Annotated in this window: 18 protein-coding genes; 1 reads left to right on the forward strand and 17 read right to left on the reverse strand. The window is 44.7% G+C overall.

Annotated features, from left to right (window positions below; genetic code table 11):
• The 17 genes from DESPCE1_RS0120085 to DESPCE1_RS0120165 form a co-directional block, all read right to left on the reverse strand.
• Window positions 1-690 (reverse strand): response regulator transcription factor, encoded by a 690-nt coding sequence (locus tag DESPCE1_RS0120085; RefSeq protein WP_156831336.1) that lies wholly within the window; start codon window positions 688-690, stop codon window positions 1-3.
• A complete protein-coding gene (locus DESPCE1_RS0120090; protein WP_019851507.1) occupies window positions 674-2,224 on the reverse strand; it encodes an ATP-binding protein in 1,551 nt (516 codons plus the stop codon). Before DESPCE1_RS0120090 ends, DESPCE1_RS0120085 begins: the two co-directional genes overlap by 17 nt.
• 352 nt (window positions 2,225-2,576) lie before the next feature.
• Window positions 2,577-3,824 carry a UDP-N-acetylglucosamine 1-carboxyvinyltransferase gene (gene murA, locus DESPCE1_RS0120095; protein ID WP_014795831.1) on the reverse strand — a complete coding sequence of 416 codons (1,248 nt, stop codon included), beginning with the start codon at window positions 3,822-3,824 and terminating at the stop codon, window positions 2,577-2,579.
• A 137-nt stretch (window positions 3,825-3,961) separates the two neighbouring features.
• The gene (locus tag DESPCE1_RS0120100) at window positions 3,962-4,612 is read right to left on the reverse strand and encodes a hypothetical protein (protein ID WP_019851508.1); all 651 of its coding nucleotides are present in this window, start codon (window positions 4,610-4,612) and stop codon (window positions 3,962-3,964) included.
• A 223-nt stretch (window positions 4,613-4,835) separates the two neighbouring features.
• Window positions 4,836-5,021 carry a hypothetical protein gene (locus tag DESPCE1_RS0120105; RefSeq protein WP_014795833.1) on the reverse strand — a complete coding sequence of 62 codons (186 nt, stop codon included), beginning with the start codon at window positions 5,019-5,021 and terminating at the stop codon, window positions 4,836-4,838.
• A 185-nt stretch (window positions 5,022-5,206) separates the two neighbouring features.
• Window positions 5,207-5,605, reverse strand: coding sequence for a F0F1 ATP synthase subunit epsilon (locus DESPCE1_RS0120110; RefSeq protein WP_014795834.1), 399 nt, complete (start codon window positions 5,603-5,605; stop codon window positions 5,207-5,209).
• A 2-nt stretch (window positions 5,606-5,607) separates the two neighbouring features.
• Complete coding sequence (atpD, locus tag DESPCE1_RS0120115; RefSeq protein WP_014795835.1) at window positions 5,608-7,005, reverse strand: F0F1 ATP synthase subunit beta; 1,398 nt, start codon at window positions 7,003-7,005, stop codon at window positions 5,608-5,610.
• A 36-nt stretch (window positions 7,006-7,041) separates the two neighbouring features.
• Complete coding sequence (gene atpG / locus DESPCE1_RS0120120) at window positions 7,042-7,887, reverse strand: ATP synthase F1 subunit gamma (protein ID WP_014795836.1); 846 nt, start codon at window positions 7,885-7,887, stop codon at window positions 7,042-7,044.
• Window positions 7,888-7,946: 59 nt separating this feature from the next.
• On the reverse strand, window positions 7,947-9,455 hold the full coding sequence (atpA, locus tag DESPCE1_RS0120125; RefSeq protein ID WP_014795837.1) for a F0F1 ATP synthase subunit alpha: 1,509 nt from the start codon (window positions 9,453-9,455) through the stop codon (window positions 7,947-7,949).
• Between the two features lie 43 nt (window positions 9,456-9,498).
• Complete coding sequence (locus DESPCE1_RS0120130; RefSeq protein ID WP_019851509.1) at window positions 9,499-10,035, reverse strand: F0F1 ATP synthase subunit delta; 537 nt, start codon at window positions 10,033-10,035, stop codon at window positions 9,499-9,501.
• Window positions 10,029-10,523 (reverse strand): F0F1 ATP synthase subunit B, encoded by a 495-nt coding sequence (gene atpF, locus DESPCE1_RS0120135; protein ID WP_014795839.1) that lies wholly within the window; start codon window positions 10,521-10,523, stop codon window positions 10,029-10,031. The genes DESPCE1_RS0120130 and atpF overlap by 7 nt, the downstream gene beginning before the upstream one ends.
• Window positions 10,524-10,635: 112 nt before the next feature.
• On the reverse strand, window positions 10,636-10,866 hold the full coding sequence (atpE, locus tag DESPCE1_RS0120140; protein WP_005815466.1) for a F0F1 ATP synthase subunit C: 231 nt from the start codon (window positions 10,864-10,866) through the stop codon (window positions 10,636-10,638).
• A 97-nt stretch (window positions 10,867-10,963) separates the two neighbouring features.
• A complete protein-coding gene (atpB, locus tag DESPCE1_RS0120145) occupies window positions 10,964-11,701 on the reverse strand; it encodes a F0F1 ATP synthase subunit A (protein WP_014795840.1) in 738 nt (245 codons plus the stop codon).
• Between the two features lie 11 nt (window positions 11,702-11,712).
• Window positions 11,713-12,081: a hypothetical protein gene (locus DESPCE1_RS0120150; protein WP_014795841.1), complete on the reverse strand. Its 369-nt coding sequence runs from the start codon at window positions 12,079-12,081 to the stop codon at window positions 11,713-11,715.
• Window positions 12,056-12,286, reverse strand: a complete 231-nt coding sequence (locus DESPCE1_RS0120155; protein ID WP_014795842.1) for an AtpZ/AtpI family protein — start codon at window positions 12,284-12,286, stop codon at window positions 12,056-12,058. The genes DESPCE1_RS0120150 and DESPCE1_RS0120155 overlap by 26 nt, the downstream gene beginning before the upstream one ends.
• Before the next feature lie 202 nt (window positions 12,287-12,488).
• A complete protein-coding gene (locus tag DESPCE1_RS0120160) occupies window positions 12,489-12,959 on the reverse strand; it encodes an ImmA/IrrE family metallo-endopeptidase (protein ID WP_019851511.1) in 471 nt (156 codons plus the stop codon).
• Window positions 12,960-12,970: 11 nt separating this feature from the next.
• Window positions 12,971-13,723, reverse strand: a complete 753-nt coding sequence (locus DESPCE1_RS0120165) for a helix-turn-helix transcriptional regulator (protein ID WP_019851512.1) — start codon at window positions 13,721-13,723, stop codon at window positions 12,971-12,973.
• 343 nt (window positions 13,724-14,066) lie between these two features.
• On the opposite strand from DESPCE1_RS0120165, the gene DESPCE1_RS0120170 reads away from it, so the two are divergent.
• A complete protein-coding gene (locus tag DESPCE1_RS0120170; RefSeq protein WP_019851513.1) occupies window positions 14,067-14,291 on the forward strand; it encodes a hypothetical protein in 225 nt (74 codons plus the stop codon).
• Window positions 14,292-14,299 lie beyond the last annotated feature (8 nt).

A 14,299-nucleotide genomic window follows, 5' to 3' on the forward strand; every position in this document is an offset into this window, starting at 1 on the left:
TTATATCATCATATACCCGACCATTTGAACTGTATGGATATAACCGGGTTGTCCCTCAGGAATATCAATCTTTTGTCTGATTCTCGCTATACAAACCCTTACGTAATGGGTTTCCTCGCTGTATTGAGCACCCCAGATCTTAGTTAATAAGTCAGTGTGAGTTAAAACACAACCTCTGTCTTTTGCTAAAAGAACCAGAAGCTTATATTCAGTGGGTGTTAGCTTTATATCTACAGAATTCACTTTAACAGTATGAGTTCCTAAGCTAATCATTAAGCTTCCAATAACCATATCTGGATTTTTATCTGGTTTATCTGTCATTGTTCTTTTCAAAACAGCTTTCACTCTGGCCAGCATCTCCGTTATATCAAAGGGCTTTACGATGTAGTCATCTGCTCCTAATTCCAACCCTTTCACTTTATCTGAAACATTTTGTTTGGCTGAGATTAGAATTACTGGAACATCCGAAAATTGGCGTATTTCCCGCAGAACCTGATAGCCTTCCAATTTAGGGAGCATGATATCCAAAAGAATAATATCTGGTAAAAACTGCTCATACTTCCTTAATGCATCTTCCCCATCTCCCGCCGTGTATACTACATAATTGCTGACTTCAAGGTTAGCACGCATGAATCTCAAGATTTTGGGTTCATCTTCGGCTATTAGTACTTTTTTACTCAAAATAATCACCAACTTTGACTTTATTTACAGGCAGCGTAAAACAAAAATCACTTCCTTTACCTAAGGTACTTTCAGCCCAAATGCTCCCTCCGTGAGCCTCGACGATTCCTTTACATATACTTAATCCTAGTCCACTACCCTTATTAATTGAGGTTCTTTCCGGTTTGACCTGATAGTATTGTTGAAAAATTTTATCTAATGCATCTTTAGAAATACCTGGTCCATTATCTTTTATGATAAACAGGACTCGATCCCCTTCCCTTTTTACATATACATTCACTTTTACATGTCTGGGACCATATTTGACTGCATTATCGATTAAATTCTGTATCACTTGTTGAACTTTTTGTTCGTCGATTTCAAAAACGTCATCCTTATTCTTGACTGTAAATGTAATGTTACCCTGCTTGGCATATGCTCTGGAAATTGTTCTATAGACCTTATCAGTAAAACTGCCAATGGTTATGAATCTCTTATGTAGCTGATATTTTTTCGCATTGATTAAGGAGATCGCCAATAGTTCACCAACCATGTCATTAAGTCTATGACACTCTTCGGAAATTTCTTTCAAAAACTCCTGTCGATCAGCTTCTTTCCATCGAATATCCGTTCTAAGTAAAGAAGTAGCATTCCCGTTTATAATAGTTAATGGTGTTTTAAGCTCATGGCTTAGTATAGATATTAGGGTATCTTTAAATCTTTCTTTTTCTTTATATTCAGTTACATCGCTTAAAAGCAGTCCTTTACAAAGGGTTTCACCGGAGACGTTTTGCACATCAAATTTAGAAAACTTTAAAAAGCGATTATCTCTAGTCTCTATTGTAAAATAATAAAAGCTATTCGCTAAAAGGAAGGTTTCCAAATATATAATAGTATTGGAAGGATTCTTGCTAATCTTAACTAAATGAGCACAAAATTGATCAATCTCTTTATTTGCGTATGAGTTATTCATTCTTAACAATTCGAAAGCCTTGGAATTACAATATACTACTTTATCCTGTAGCATAATGATTCCTTCATTGAGGCTATTGATAATCGAGTCGAATCTCATTTCTGAAGAATCTGTTTTTTCTTTGTAGAATTCTTTTTCCAGGGAGAACCCTATTTGATTTGTGATAACCTCTAAAATTGTTAAATCAAGTTCAGCATCTATATTTTTCTTTTCTGTTAATAAGGCGAATATTCCTATAATCTTATTTGACGTCCATAATGGGATAAAAATAAGATAGTAATTCCCTTCATCAGATAACAATAACTTGCCCTTAACCTTCTTACAACTGATTTTCTCTGCTTGTCCCTCCATCGTACTCAAAAAAATTGTTTTAGGTAAACTTAACATATACTGGGGAGTCTTCCCTGTCACGCCTGCTATAGGTAGAAATTCACCTTGTTTGCTCTTGATTACTATGGTCACTTCTTCTGCTTGCCAAAAATCAGTAATCAGCTCTAAAACGTCACTGAGTACACAACTACAGCTCGGTGAACGAACCAGAAGATTTGATATCTCTTTAAGAAAATTGACGCTCAGATGAGTATTCTCCAAAATAATAATCACTCCACAACATGTTCGTTCAACCACAAACTGTTATATGGTTATAAAATTCTTGCTTGTTCATATTATCATTTATCAGTTTTTTTTGCTACTTTCGATAGATAAGGTATGATCCATTTCGAAAATTAAGACTTTGCATTTTAAAAAAGGACATAGAAGCACCCGCTTGGAAAGATAAAGTTACCACACACCATCTACCAAGAAAGGGGTTGCACCTATGTCTAAGAATTTATATCGATTTAATGATAAATGGAGTGTATCAATATCTTTTGATACACTCCATTACCTGATAAGGGCAGTATGCTTAGCTCCTTAAATCAATTCAATACTCACAAATCATAGTTTATTCTCTACGAATCTGAGCACCAATTCCAGCTAATTTCTCCACAATATACTCATAGCCGCGGTCGATATGGTGAACCCCTTGGATCTCTGTTTCGCCATCTGCTGTCAAAGCGGCAAGGATAAGAGCTGCACCTGCACGCAAGTCGGTAGCGGTTACAGGGGCGGCAGTTAAATTTGAATTTCCTTGGATGATGGCACTACGGCCTTCGATTTTGATGTCGGCACCCATCCGTTTGAGCTCATCCACATGCATGAAGCGATTTTCAAACACGGTCTCCGTAACCATTCCTGTCCCATTAGCCCGGGTTAAGAAGGATAAGAAAGGAGCCTGAAGATCTGTCGGGAACCCCGGATGAACTTGTGTCTTAATATCAACAGCATTATAGACACCTTCACCTACCACACGGATTCCATCATCCACCTCACGAAGATATACCCCCGCCTCTTCCATCTTGGCCAGAAGGGGTTTCAAGTGATCAGCGATCACATTTTGAACAAAGATATCTCCGCCGGCGGCAGCGGCCATCAGCAGATAGCTGCCTGCTTCGATGCGATCTGGTATAACAGTGTGATTGGCACCATGTAACTCTTGAACACCTTCGATACGAATCACACTGGTCCCGGCCCCCCGGACCTTCCCACCCATCTGGTTTAGAAAATTGGCCAAGTCAATAATCTCCGGTTCTTGGGCAGCATTTTCAATAAAAGTGGTTCCCTCGGCACCGACTGCAGCCATCATAATGTTTTCTGTCGCACCCACGCTGGGGAAATCCAAGTAAATACGGGCTCCCTTTAATTTGGTCGCGCTTACATCCAGATAGCCATGATCCATGCGAATTTCCGCGCCTAAGGCTTCCAGGCCCTTGAGATGCCAATTAATCGGTCGTGAACCGATGGCACACCCTCCAGGGTGAGAGATCCGTACTCTACCCGTTCTGGCCAGTACCGGTCCCATGGTGACGATGGAGGCTCTCATTTGGGACACCAAATCATGTGGTGCTTCAAGACTGGTGATTTCCGGTGTATTTATATACAATTGCGATCCTTCTCGCCGTACTGATGCGCCAAATGCTCCTATGACCTGACACATGACGTCTACATCCAGCAAATGCGGGGCATCGTCAATGCGTATAGGCTCCGGAGATAACAAGCTGGCAGCAATTAAAGGCAATACTGCGTTTTTTGCTCCGCTTACGGTGATTTTCCCTTCTAAGGAACTACCGCCAGCAACAATAATTTTGCTCAAGTGTTCAGGCACCCCCAATTACATAAAACTATCTATAGGGCAACAAATCCTACGGATTTGTAAAAAACTTATCCGACCTGCTTATATTCTCCTCAAGCATCCCGATTTCCTGCTATATCATCGGGTTTAGTCACGATTTAAAATTCTTCCAGCAAGACCGGTATAGCAAGGGCGGTTTTCCCTTGCCCATACCCTTGACTAATCACTTGAATATTGACTTTATCGTTACCCGCGGCAACCTGCGGCAGAGAGGATTCCTGCCAGCCTACCACTGAAAAAACACCCTCGGATAGGGAGAATTGCCGGGGAAGAATATTCTGTTTCAAAGCATATTGAGCTATATCCATCCCTTCCGGGACTCTTTCGTCAAGATAAGCGTTGCCACCTGATTCTCTGGCATCTTCTACCAAGCTTTGATACCATAAAAAAATGGCCTGTTCCGACTCTTGATTAATTCTAGTATATCCTGCAAGGGAGTAGCCCGTACCTATTGAATTGGAGGGATGAGACTCCTGCCATACCCAATTCTCTCGGGGCAGCTTCTTTAGAAAGTTCTTTTGGGGTTTACCCTTTTCAAACCAAAGAATGACCCGCAATTCCGCCTCCTGAGCTTCCAATAACCCTGTACTTAGTAGTAATGGATTTTTATCCCCCGGTTTTGCAAATAGAGAAGATGAATTATCCGCAATGAAAGCATGGACAAATACGATAACTCCTAATAATACGATGAGTAGCCGGGTGTTTAAGGGGGTTTCCGGGAAATAAGTCAAGGGAACCTTCTTTATCATATCCTCACACCTTATCTTCTCGTTCAGCTTTCTGCTATTTCTAATTCTAGTTTTGCCAAAGCCTCAAAAAGATAACGGTTTTTTCTAAGGAAATAAAAATATTCTTCGCCGGTATATTTATCACAACACTGTTTTGTGTCAATTATTGCTCTTTCCAATATAGGAAGAAGGTTATATTATATAGCTTTTTCAAATAGTTGCCACTTTAATTATGATTTTCCTTTTACCTTTTAGGTTCAGGGATGCTATTAAATAACTTTATTAATGTATCTACACAATTATCACTGGTAAAACCACCATTTTCATTGCTCACCATCTGAAGATTGGCGGCTGTAAGCATTAAAATGCTTTTAGCATCTGACTCATTTAAAGCAATGATTTTTTCTCTTGTTTTCTCTAAATCCAACATGAAAATTTACCTCCTGCCTATAGACCCCTTAGGAGTCTGCACCCTTATCACGAGACAAGTCAATTAACACAATCTACACGAAAACTGCATCAAAAAGAGGTTGCCTCAGATGAGTAAAACCGGTTTTACTCTGATTTAGAGACAACCTCTTTTTCAATCGGATGATGACATAGATAATAAACCTACTAATCCTCGGTTGCATTGATCCGTGCCACAGCACGTAAGAGGGCCAGCTCAGCACGTCGGATATCGATTCCTTCTCTCTGGGCCAGGCGTTTTTCGGCTCTTTCCTTAGCTGCTAAAGCACGATCCAGATCAACCTTTTCACCGGGTTCCGCCGTATCGGCTAAAACGGTTACCTTATTATCCGATACTTCAACGAATCCGCCGGAGGTGGCTATTTTTTGTACTTTGCCATTGACTGTGTAGCGAATGACTCCAATCCCGATGGAGGAAATCAAAGGTGCGTGATTAGGCAAAATCCCGATTTCACCGTTTCCCCCGGGTAGTACCACAAATTCCGCCTCTTCTTTAAGCACATTGCCTTCCGGGGAAACGACACGGAGTGTAAACGTCCCTGCCATAATTATGCCCCCAATGCTTTGGCTTTTTCGATAGCTTCTTCAATCGTTCCCACCATGTGGAAAGCTGCCTCCGGTAGGTTATCGTGTTTTCCTTCCACGATTTCCTTAAACCCACGGATGGTTTCCTTAATCGGAACATATTTACCAGGTGATCCTGTAAATACTTCAGCCACGTGGAAGGGCTGAGATAGGAAGCGCTCAATCCGGCGGGCACGGGACACGACGAGTTTCTCATCTTCAGAAAGCTCATCCATACCAAGAATGGCGATAATATCTTGAAGTTCTTTATACTTTTGCAGAATCTGCTGGACATCGCGGGCCACTTGATAATGCTCTTCACCAAGAATTTGCGGGGAAAGAATCCGCGAGTTGGAATCCAAGGGGTCCACCGCAGGATAAATCCCTTTCTCAGAGATCGCACGGTTAAGAACCGTGGTCGCATCCAAGTGAGCGAAGGCGGTAGCCGGAGCAGGGTCAGTCAAGTCATCCGCAGGCACGTAAATAGCCTGTACGGAGGTGATGGAGCCGTTCCGTGTCGAAGTAATACGCTCTTGAAGAGCACCCATCTCTGTGGCCAGGGTGGGTTGGTAACCTACCGCTGAGGGCATCCGTCCCAACAGGGCGGAAACCTCAGAACCTGCTTGGGTAAAGCGGAAGATATTATCGATAAAGAGAAGAACGTCTTGGTTTTGCACATCACGGAAGTATTCCGCCATGGTCAATCCAGTCAGTCCTACCCGTAAACGGGCGCCAGGAGGTTCATTCATCTGACCAAAAACCATGGCCATTTTGTCGATAACCCCAGACTCTCTCATCTCGTTCCAAAGGTCGTTTCCTTCACGGGTCCGCTCGCCGACGCCGGCGAAAACGGAGAGACCGCCGTGCTCCATGGCGATATTATTGATGAGCTCTTGGATCAATACGGTTTTACCTACACCCGCGCCGCCGAAGAGTCCGATCTTACCCCCTTTGGAGTAGGGGGCTAATAAGTCAATAACCTTAATCCCTGTTTCCAGCATGACCGTTGAAGGATCTTGATCCACAAAGGCTGGAGCAGGTCTATGGATGGGGTAAGAGGTGTCCGTGTGGACTTCTTCCCCATTGTCAATGGCATGTCCTAGAACATTAAAAATACGCCCTAAAGTCGCCGGTCCTACAGGTACGGTAATGGGAGCTCCGGTATTGAGAGCTGCCATGCCCCGCTGCAGGCCGTCGGTAGAAGACATGGCCACACAGCGTACTGTATTATTGCCCAAGTGCTGAGCGACCTCAAGGGTGAGATCGATCTTCTTCTCGGGAACCGTGACTTTAACAGCACTATAAATCTCTGGCAGTGCCTCGGAAGCAAACTCAACGTCAACTACCGCTCCCATGATTTGCACGATTTTGCCGATATTCACAGGCGAGAAACCTCCTTTTTGCGTTTTGGCCTTGGATTATTCAAGAGCGCTGGCGCCCCCGACAATTTCGGAAATTTCCGTGGTAATCGCCGCTTGGCGAGCACGATTCATCTGCAGGGTCAGCCGCTCAATCATCTCTTTAGCGTTGTCCGTTGCAGCACCCATCGCGGTCATCTGTGCTCCCATCTCACTGGCTTTGCCTTCGAGCAGGGTGCGGAATACTTGAGTTTCCACATATTTCGGAAGGAGAGTGGTTAGAATCTCCTCGGCGGAGGGTTCAAAAATATACTCCGTGTTGGACACCTGCTTAGGCTTTTCAATGGGAAGAAGCTTGATCCGAGTGGGACGTTGGGAAATTGCACTGATGAATTCGTTATAGAGAAGATAAACTTCATCCAATTCTCCACTTTCGTAAAGACCGATAACCTCTTGAGCAATTTCCTTAGCCTGTCCATAGGATGGGTTATCGCCTAGCCCTACGAATTCGGCAATGGTCTCAATCTTGCCACGACGGTAGAAGTCTCTCCCTTTGCGTCCAACGGCAACGAGTCTTACGTCGTGAGTTTCTTCGGCAATCAAACTATTGGTCATCCGGATCAGGTTCGCATTATACCCTCCGCAGAGGCCTCGATCAGAGGTAATGATGATATAGCCTACCCGCTGTACAGGTCGCTCGATTAAGAGGGGATGAGTTGCATCCGCTTGATCCTGAGCAAGACGTGCTAGAACTTCTTGCAATTGACGGGCATAAGGGCGGGCAGCGATGACCTTTTCCTGAGCTTTACGTAATTTAGATGCAGCCACCATTTTCATAGCCTTAGTAATCTGCTGCATATTCCGTACGCCACGAATCCTGCGTCGTATATCACGTACATTTGCCACCTGGTTCACCTACCCCCTTTATTCGCTCTTCCGCATGAAACGTCTTATGGGTGAAAAACTTACCCTAAGAAACCTTCCTTAACTTCAATGATTGCCTTTTCAATCTCAGCATTCAACTCATCGTTAAGGGCTTTTTCCGTGCGGATTCTCGCGAGGAGATCAGCTTTGGTGGTGCGCATGGTGCGCAGATACTCTTCTTCAAAGCTCTTGATTTTATCCACCGGGATATCGTCCAAGAAGCCTTTAACCGCTGCATAGAGAACAACGACCTGCTCTTCAACGACCATGGGCTCATATTGTTTTTGCTTGAGGATTTCCATCATACGCTCACCGCGGGTGAGACGCATTTGGGTAATCTTATCCAAATCGGAGCCAAATTGGGCAAAAGCCGCCAGCTCACGATACTGAGCCAAATCCAAGCGCAATTGTCCGGCCACCTGTTTCATAGCCTTAATCTGTGCGGAGCCACCAACCCGGGATACGGAAATCCCTACGTTAATGGCCGGACGGAAGCCGGCGTTGAAAAGGTCAGTCTCCAGGAAGATCTGGCCGTCGGTGATGGAAATAACGTTGGTAGGAATGTAAGCCGAAACGTCTCCCGCTTGAGTCTCAATAATGGGAAGGGCGGTCATGGAACCGCTGCCCAAATCCGGGGAGAGTTTGGCAGCCCGTTCAAGCAGACGGGAATGGAGATAGAAGACGTCTCCGGGATAAGCTTCACGGCCGGGAGGACGTTTCAAAAGCAAGGACAATTCACGGTAAGCAGCGGCTTGCTTGGTCAAATCATCATAGATGATCAGAACGTGCTTGCCGTTGTACATGAATTCTTCACCCATGGCGCATCCTGAATAGGGTGCGATATAAAGCATGGGGGCAGGCTCGGAGGCCGTGGCCGAAACCACGATGCTGTAATCCATCGCGCCATGATCTTCCAGGGTTTTTACCACCCCGGCAACCGTGGAAGCTTTTTGTCCTACAGCGACATAGATACAAATGACATCCTTGCCTTTTTGATTGATGATGGTATCCACGGCTACCGCTGTTTTACCGGTTTGCCGGTCACCAATGATCAGCTCCCGCTGGCCGCGGCCAATGGGAACAATCGCATCAATGGATTTGAGTCCCGTTTGGAGTGGTTCATGAACGGATTTCCGATAGACTACTCCCGGGGCAGTGCTTTCAATAGGACGGAATTTATCGGCTTTGATTTCGCCTTTTCCGTCAATGGGTTGACCGAGAGCATTGACAACGCGGCCAATCATGGCTTCCCCTACGGGAACTTCCACAATACGACCTGTCCGCTTCACTTGGTCCCCTTCTCTGATCTCAGTAAATTTACCTAGGATAATGCAGCCAATATTATCTTCCTCCAGGTTCATGGCCATCCCGTAAATTCCTCCGGGGAATTCCAGAAGTTCACCGGCCATAGCCATTTCCAGACCATGAACCCGGGCGATTCCGTCTCCTACCTGGATTACGGTACCTACATCCACTACCTCCACTGCACTATCATAACGTTCAATTTGCTGTTTGATAATTGAACTAATTTCTTCTGGACGTAAATTCATCTTCGTCTATTCACCCCTATTTTTTGAGGTTCTCTCGACCCTTCTAAGCGTGGCTGAGGCTTTGGCGAATCCTCTGTAATTTAAAGGCCACGGTTCCATCCATCACACGGTCACCAATCTGAATCATGACACCGCCGATCAGCTCCGGACGCACTTCCTTAACCATCCGTACATTCTTACCTGTCATGCGGACCAATTCCTGATGCAAACGCTGCTCTTGAGTCTCACTCAGGGGAATTGCACTAGAAACTTTAGCTTCCACAATATTGCGGGCTTCGTCAGCAAGGCGTGCAAATACCCGGGCAATCTCAGTGAGGTAGTTTTGCCTTCTTCGGTCGATCAGCAGGTTGAGGAAATTTCGCACAGTAACACTTAATTGGCCAGCGAAAATTTTATTCATCAGATCTTTCTTCTCGGAAAGAGAAATATGCGGATGGTAAAGGACGTGGGCTACCTCAGCAATCTGTTCAACACACTGTGTCAGCTCCTGAAGTTCAGCCTCGATACCATCCAAATTTTCTTGGACGGCGATATCAAACAAGGCTTGGGCATACCGCTGAGCTATCGCTCCCTTTAACATGGCAATTCCCCTACTTCTTGAATAAATTGCTCAATCATACCTTCCTGGCCACTGATGTCCAGGTTCTTACGAATAATTTTTTCGGCGACAGCCACAGATAAATCGGCGACTTGTGCTTGGACCTGAGCAATGGCCCGATCCCGTTCCCGTTCAATATCAGCCAAAGCCGCCTGTTTAATCTTTTCGGCTTCGCCATGGGCAACCGCGAGAATCTCGGCAGCTCGCTGCTCGCTCAGTTTGGTTGCTTTAGCAATGACTTCCTGAGCTTCTTGACGGGCTTTGCGCATTTCTTCCTGATATTCGCGCTTTATTTGTTCAGCCTGCAGGCGCTCTTTTTCGGCATTGGCGATGTTAGCCTCAATCTGATTGCGGCGCTCCTCCATCATAGTGATGAGGGGATTCCAAGCGAATCGTCTGAGAATATAAACCAAGAGCAAAAAAGATAAGACCTGGACGACCAATGTTAAATCAAAATGTATGGGATTCAATATTTACCCCCCTCTCAAGTCGTGTCCATCGATGATTTTTTCAAGGGGGAACTTAGTGTTCCCCCTTGTTCTTGACGGGCTGGGACTTAAGATCTCGCCCATGTATTGCAGACTACTTTGTAAACATGAGAAGTAAGGCAAGCACCCAGGTCAGAAGAGGCAACGCCTCGATCAGACCGACACCGATAAACATGGTGGATTGCAGAGCCCCTTTAGCTTCAGGCTGACGAGCAATACCTTCCACAGTTTTCGTGATAACACTACCATTACCAAGTGAAGCTCCGAGGGCTGCTAATCCAGCAGCAATCCCTGCACCAAGTGCAGCAGCAGCAGATACGTCCACAGAGTTTCCTCCTTTCTTATTTCCCCGATAGAATTTTAAGTATTATTCCTCAGTGCGTATTTCATCACTGAAAATAAACGCGAACAGATACCGATTCTCAATCCTCAGCCACTGCCTGAGCGACATAGGCTGTGGTCAAGACCGTAAAGACGAAGGCTTGGATCGATCCAATAAATACACTGAAGGCTAACCAAATGGCATCAGGCAATATGCCGCCTAATACCCAAATACCAGGAAGCATCAGGATAACGGAGATGAGAACCTCCCCGGCATAGATATTTCCAAAAAGACGGAAGGCTAAGGTCATTGGCTTGGACAATAAGTCAATGACGTGAATCAGCGAAAATATCGGATGGGGCTCTAAAAAATGATGAAAATAATGAGATCCTTTGTGTTTTATTCCCATATAGAAGACTAGACCCATGGTCATCAAGGCTAAAGCCATCGTGGTGTTGATGTCGGCGGTAGGCGACATTAAAGCTGGCCCTTCGAAGATATCGTTCAACTTGGCGAACTCCACATTATGCAAAAGACCAAAAGTAAAGTTCGGAATCAAGCCAAACATATTGGATGCGAAGACGAATAAAATCAGAGTGACTAAGTAGCCTAGAAGGGGCTTTCCTTTTTCATAGTCCATATTATCTGAGATGAGCTTGCGAACAAAATCAACCATCCACTCCAGGACGTTTTGCATTTTTCCCGGCTTACCGCTGGTCAGATGCCGAGCCCCTGAAAGTACAAAAACTATGATGATCGCCATGACTATCCAGGTCATGATCAGGGTTTTGCCATGGAGTGTCATGCCCCCGATTTCCCACAATATCGTTTCATGCATTGTCTATCAATTCACCCCTTTCCACTGTTAGAAATTTGCTTAATACTTGCCAAAAGAGAGACCACAAGGCCCAGGGCTATCCCCAAAGCCAAAGGAAACAGCCAGGTCGCTTGGAACCGACCTACTGCAACGACCACCAAAGTTATCATTCCCAAACGCGCAAAAAAACTCCGACGCATACGTCTAATCGCGATAACCAATTCGTCATCCACGCTGCGCAGAGTATCCCTATGTAGCCAAAAAGTAAGCAAAAAACCTAGTACATAGCCCGGAAGTGCACCTAAAAGATTGGAATTCCCCGTCACTGCCACTCCCATAAGAATGAAAGAAGTTCCTACCAGCAGGAGGATTAAATTATTTTTTGTCATCCATAACGCCAAACTTTCTCAGTGTAACAACCAAATAACACCCTCCCAATACCAAACCCAGGATCATCAAAAGAAGTGAAAGCCAAGGCTGAGTACCGAATCGTTGATCAAGAAAACGCCCCAGCACAAATCCTCCCCCGACCAGTCCGGCCAGAGTGGTCGCAATACTTGTCCCGAAAGCCATAGCCTTAAGTACGGTCATGCGATGTTCGCCCATTTTACTTCCCTTCTGAACCCAAAGAGTTGTTTCAAAGAATTGGAAATAGTAAAAATTTATACCTGATATAAATAATAACACCGTTTTCTAAATATTTATTTTTTCTTTCTCCTTATCATAACAACTTTTTACGCTTATCGCAATAAGCGAGTTGTAAATAAGCAATTAATAAATCTCAGGAAACGATTAAAAAAAGTAATGGTTACGCTTCATCAAATAACTCAACAACCTCCAGCGGCTCAAAACAAATCAGATAACTCGCCCACTCAACCCGCAGACCGTGCTTTTCCTTGTAATAAGATAAAGCGTCTTCTAAGAAGCCTTCCGTCACATCCATATATTCAGCAAATTCATATCTGCTCCTGATCCCCTCTCTGTAAGCCCCTACAAAGCTCCGGAGGGGGATTAGTTTTTCATAGGCCATGCGTCTGGCTAATCTCTCTTGCTTCCGATTCCTTATTTTATGCTGATCCAGAATATCTCCCACTGAAGTAAGATAGTGGGCCTGCTCTTCGGCAAGGGTACAGGCTTTTTCCCGTTCTGTCTCTATGTTTCGGTTAAGCCAGATTATTTTATCGCAATATAAGCCTTTGATTCTGGGCAGCAGAGAGACTTCATAAACTCCAACTTCCTGTTGAGCCAGCTCAGCGCAAAGGGTTTCGTACAAAGTCATATCTATCACCTCTATTTATCCCGCTTTTTAGATCGCACAAACTCCTTAAACCTTTCGATTTCCGCTAACTCCTCGTCGGTCCACTCCTCCCCGTCGTGATGAGCGGCTATGGTTTCAGGTTCGTAGCTACCGGTCAAAGCGTCTTGTTCTTCTACCCTTTCAGTGGCTAAGTATCTCGTGCGCTCGTCATCTCCATTAATGCCGCCGGGACCGTCTTTATAGAAGATCTTACTTTCTTCATCCTCAATGGTGAGCTTGGGGATAGACCAGTAATCCAGATCAAAGGTAATGCTTTGCTCCCAGAGGACAAAAACCACCGGCGCCTTCTCTCTGAAATCAGGGGGCAGGATAAGCTCCCAAATGACAAAGAGGCTCAGGTCGTAATATTCGCTATCGGTAAATGCCACTTTTTTGAGCAGGCCCTCTATGTATTTTCTTGTACTGTCCTGGAACCAAAAGCCAGAATTAATGTTAATTCTGGCCGCATCCCAGATCAGCTCCTTATGCCGTGGATTATCAAGGGCTAATTTCATTCCGGCAACACGAATAGAGCATCCCGCTTCTTTGGCATTGGTGAAGGGAGAGATTCCCAACAAATAATCCGTAGATACCTTAAAAAAATCTGCGACTTTCTGAAGGTTGTCTGCAGTCGGAAAACTTTTGGTCCATTTGTATAGGGCACCCCGCCCAAAGCCAAGCTCTCTTTCCAGCTGAGTTAAAGTTATCTTGTGAGTCTTGCACAAGCTCTGAATCTTTTCCAACAAGAAAAAGCACCTCCAGGAAAACATTTACGTAAAATATTCAGATACACTATTGACTTGCGTATAATTTTCAGATAGTATGATCCCAACAGCTTGGGTTATTGAAAAATTTGGTTACTCAACCAAACTTTGCGTTTGTGTTATGCTCTAATATTAGAATATTTTCAGACGCATGTCAATGTCTAGGCTCTTTTTCAACATCCTTTGTTCTTTGGCAACTTCATATGGACCGTTGAGTACAGACGAATAGCTCCGGCGAAGTCGGCATGACGCCGGCCAAGGGGCCCAAGGTAGAGAAAGACGGCTAATTAATATAGAGTTCAAAAGAAAGGAGGCGAGGCAGGGTGTGAGCGTAAACAAGAGTGAAGTCGCCGCTTTCACCAGCGACTTATATGCGGTAAGGAGGGAATTGCCCCAGGCTCACCATAAGCTTCTTGAAGATCTGAGGAAACTGCCTGAAGAGGCAGGTGAGCGCACCCCCTCGATCATTATCGAAGTAAAAGCGCTCCGTTTAGCCCAGAAATTTGCGGAGAATATAGGAAAGCGCATTGAGGGGGGAGCAACATTTTAAACAGTATT

This window comes from Desulfitobacterium sp. PCE1 (assembly GCF_000384015.1).
GTDB classification, from domain to species: domain Bacteria; phylum Bacillota; class Desulfitobacteriia; order Desulfitobacteriales; family Desulfitobacteriaceae; genus Desulfitobacterium; species Desulfitobacterium dehalogenans.